Source organism: Nostoc sp. CHAB 5715 (assembly GCF_020829685.1).
Lineage (GTDB): Bacteria > Cyanobacteriota > Cyanobacteriia > Cyanobacteriales > Nostocaceae > Nostoc.
Map to the genome: position 1 here is coordinate 1 of NZ_JAIVFR010000768.1, position 3,698 is coordinate 3,698.

General features: G+C 40.3%; 3 protein-coding genes. All 3 read left to right on the forward strand.

What is annotated here, in order from left to right:
* The first annotated feature begins 59 nt into the window (after window positions 1–59).
* A complete protein-coding gene (locus LC574_RS30870) occupies window positions 60–422 on the forward strand; it encodes a helix-turn-helix domain-containing protein (RefSeq protein ID WP_012410694.1) in 363 nt (120 codons plus the stop codon).
* A 210-nt stretch (window positions 423–632) separates the two neighbouring features.
* Window positions 633–1,091, forward strand: coding sequence for a DUF29 domain-containing protein (locus LC574_RS30875; RefSeq protein WP_229457399.1), 459 nt, complete (start codon window positions 633–635; stop codon window positions 1,089–1,091).
* Window positions 1,092–1,163: 72 nt separating this feature from the next.
* The coding region (locus LC574_RS30880) for a DNA methyltransferase (RefSeq protein WP_229457398.1) at window positions 1,164–3,698 on the forward strand (2,535 nt) is incomplete at its 3' end.

Consider the following 3,698-nt stretch of genomic DNA (forward strand, 5'->3'; position numbering starts at 1 on the left):
AAGTAAACTTGTAATATTGAAAGTAAACTTGTAAATACAGTTGGCTAGCTATATAAGCAGTGAAGATCGAAAGCAAACAAAAACTGATTGAAATCATTAAACTAGCTCGCGGTTCAATGAGTCAGCGAGCGTTTGGTAAGCTTTTGGGGGTATCTGCTACTGCTGTTCAGATGTGGGAAAAAGGTGTGAAGGTACCAGATACAGAAAATTTGGCTCGAATCGCATCGAAAGCAGGCTACACAATGGAAGAGTTAATCAGTTGCATTGATGGCAAGCCAATTCCAGAAACCTCAGATTTGAGTCTGATTCTTAGACAAATCCAGCACATGCCTTTGGCCCAAGTGGCTCAAATTGTGCAAGCTGCGGCAGATAGATTGGCGGCTGTGGCTGAAGCATCTGGGGATGAAGCAAAAGCAAGTTGAATATTTGTTCAGGATTGAATTTAAATCATCAAACTATAGCGTTTCTCGTTTGTATGCAATACACTCTGACCTCTCTCCTAAAAGGAGAGAGGCTTTGAATTTTACTCCCCTTCCCTTGTAGGGAAGGGGCTGGGGGTTAGGTCTATATTGAACTCAACCCAGAAGCACTATAGCTCTCGTCTTTTGCTGTCAAGATTCAACTCTATGGATATGGACAAATCTTTTTTGTATGACCAAGACTTCTATGGCTGGACACAGCAGCAGGCTAAAGCATTAGAGCAGAGGCTAGTTATGGAACTAGACTGGCAACACCTGCAAGAGGAAATTCAAGCTTTGGGGAGACAGGAGTATCGGGAACTCGTGAGCCGTCTGAGTGTATTACTCGGTCATCTCTTGAAGTGGGAGTATCAACCCGAACAACGCTCTCGCAGTTGGTTTTTAACAATTCGAGAACAGCGTCGCACCATCCACAGACATTTGCGACAGAACCCCAGCTTAAAGTCTCGAATAGAAGAAGCCTTGTTAGATGGCTTTGAAGCGGGAGTGGATTTGGCACTACGAGAAACTAACTTACCATTACGAACTTTTCCAGAGCATTGCCCTTATTTATTTGATGATGCGATCGCAGACAATTTTCTGTGCGATACTCGTCAGGACTGGGAAGGATAATTACTCCATTTTTCTTGATTAATTCATAACATAGGAATTGCCAAAAATACTTAAGGCAATTCTCAATCGAAAATGGTAGCAGCGACACCTGAAAGTCTAGATAATTTTGTTAACTTTTGTAAGCAGCACATCAAGGGACAGGAAAAAAAGGAAGCGCAAACCTTTTTAGATAGATTCTTTCGGGCGTTTGGGCATGAGGGAGCGCTGGAAGCGGGAGCCAGTTACGAAGAGGCAATTAAACAAGGCAGCAAAAAGGGTAAAACTGGTTTTGCTGATTTGGTGTGGAAACCCCGTGTGCTGATTGAGATGAAGAAGCGCGGGGAGGATTTAAGTAAACATTATTCCCAAGCATTTGATTATTGGACGCGCTTAGTACCAGACCGTCCGCGTTATGTGTTGTTGTGCAATTTTGAGGAATTTTGGATTTTTGACTTTGATATCCAATTGGATACACCAGTAGATGTAATACTGCTGGAACAATTGCCAGAAAGGGCAGGAGCCTTTGCATTTATGGAGTTTGGCGACAAAACTCCTGTTTTTCGCAACAACCAGCTAGAGGTGACAGAACGTGCTGCGCGTCGCATGGGAGAGTTACTGCTAGAACTGGAAAAACGTGGGATTGAGAAGTTAACAGCGCAGCGTTTCATTTTGCAATGTGTGCTGGCCATGTTTGCAGAGGATAGGCAACTTTTACCCCGTGATATGTTTGTTTCTTGTGTTCAGGATTGCATGAGTGGGGCGAGTTCCTATGATATTTTGGGTGGTTTATTTCGGGAAATGAATTTGCCAGGAATTACACCTGCGGGACGTTATAAAGGTGTGGATTATTTCAACGGCGGGTTATTTTCGCAGATTCATGCGATTGAGTTGACAAGAGAAGAATTGAATTTTTTGGATGTATCGGCGAAAGAAAATTGGAGTAAGGTACGTCCAGCAATTTTTGGGAATTTGTTTGAAGGTACGGTGGATAAAAAAGAGCGTCATGCGCGGGGAATTCACTTTACTTCAGAATCGGACATTATGAAAATTGTCCGTCCAACCATTAGCCGCTATTGGGAAGAAAGAATTGAAGCAGCAAGCACAATTGCTGAACTTTCTACATTGCAATTGGAACTGCAAAGTTATCGCGTACTTGATCCAGCTTGTGGTTCGGGTAATTTTTTGTATATGGCTTATCAGGAACTTAAGCGAATTGAAATTTTGCTGTTAGATGCAATTAAACAGCGTCGTAAATCTGAAGATAAGCAAATTCAAATGGGTTTTGTCACACCACAGCAATTTTATGGAATGGATACAAATCCTTTTGCAGTGGAATTGGCACGAGTAACGTTGATGATTGCGCGAAAGATTGCTATTGATAATTTAAAGCTGACTGAGCCTGCGTTACCTTTGGATAGTTTAGATAACAATATTGTTTGTCAGGATGCCCTGTTTAGTGAATGGCAGAAAGCTGATGCGATTATTGGTAATCCACCCTTTTTGGGTGGTTCTAGAATACGTCAAGCATTAGGAGACAATTATACAGAAAAAGTATTTACTAAATTTTCGGATGCTAAAGCACAAATAGATTTTTCTTGTTACTGGTTCCGGTTAGCTCATATTCATATTGGAGAAAGTGGCAGAGCCGGATTAGTCGCTACAAATTCTATTAGTCAAGGTAAAAGCAGAGCCGCTTCTTTAGACTACATTACTCAAAATGATGGTTATATTCATGAGGCGATTTCTACTCAACCTTGGTCAGGAGAAGCAAATGTTCATGTGAGTATTGTTAACTGGAGTAAACAAAAACCTAAAAATTGTTATCTAGATGATTGCATAGTTAAAAAAATCACGTCTTCACTCACATCAATAATTAATGTTTCATGTACAGTTCACTTAATAGCCAATTTGAATAAGAGTTTTGTAGGTGTTCAGCCGAATGGAAAAGGATTTTTTGTAATTGAACACCAAGTAAAAGACTGGATTAAAGCTAATCCAAAGAATAAAGAAGTTCTTAAGCTCTCTGCATCAGCTACAGATTTGACAGATAATCCTCACGGTACACCTAAAAGATGGATTATTGATTTTCAAAATTTTAGCATTGAGGAAGTCAGTGAATACGAACTTCCTTTTCAATACTTGAAGACTAATGTTAAAGCAGAACGGCAAACAAACCGTGAAGCTATTTTACGGGAAAAATGGTGGAGATTTAAACGTACTAATGAAGCAATGAGAACAGCGCTTTCTGCTCTACCTTTTTACTTTATTGTCCCTAGACATTCTAAATGGTTTATTTTCATTCCTGCTCAACCTCACTGGCTACCAGCCGACTCAACTACAGTTGTTGCTTCAGATGACTTCTACATTCTGGGAATTTTGACATCTAAAGTTCATCGTTTTTGGGTTAAAGCTCAAAGTTCAACTTTAAAGAGTGACACTCGCTACACTCATAATACCTGCTTTGAAACCTTTCCCTTTCCCCAAACCCCTGACACTAAATTAGTTAATCAAATTCGCTCCAAGGCTGAAGAACTCCATCAATATCGCACACAACAAATGGAGTCAAAAAAATGTGGAATTACCATACTTTACAACAAATTTTTTGATGAGCCAACCAGCCAGCTTTAT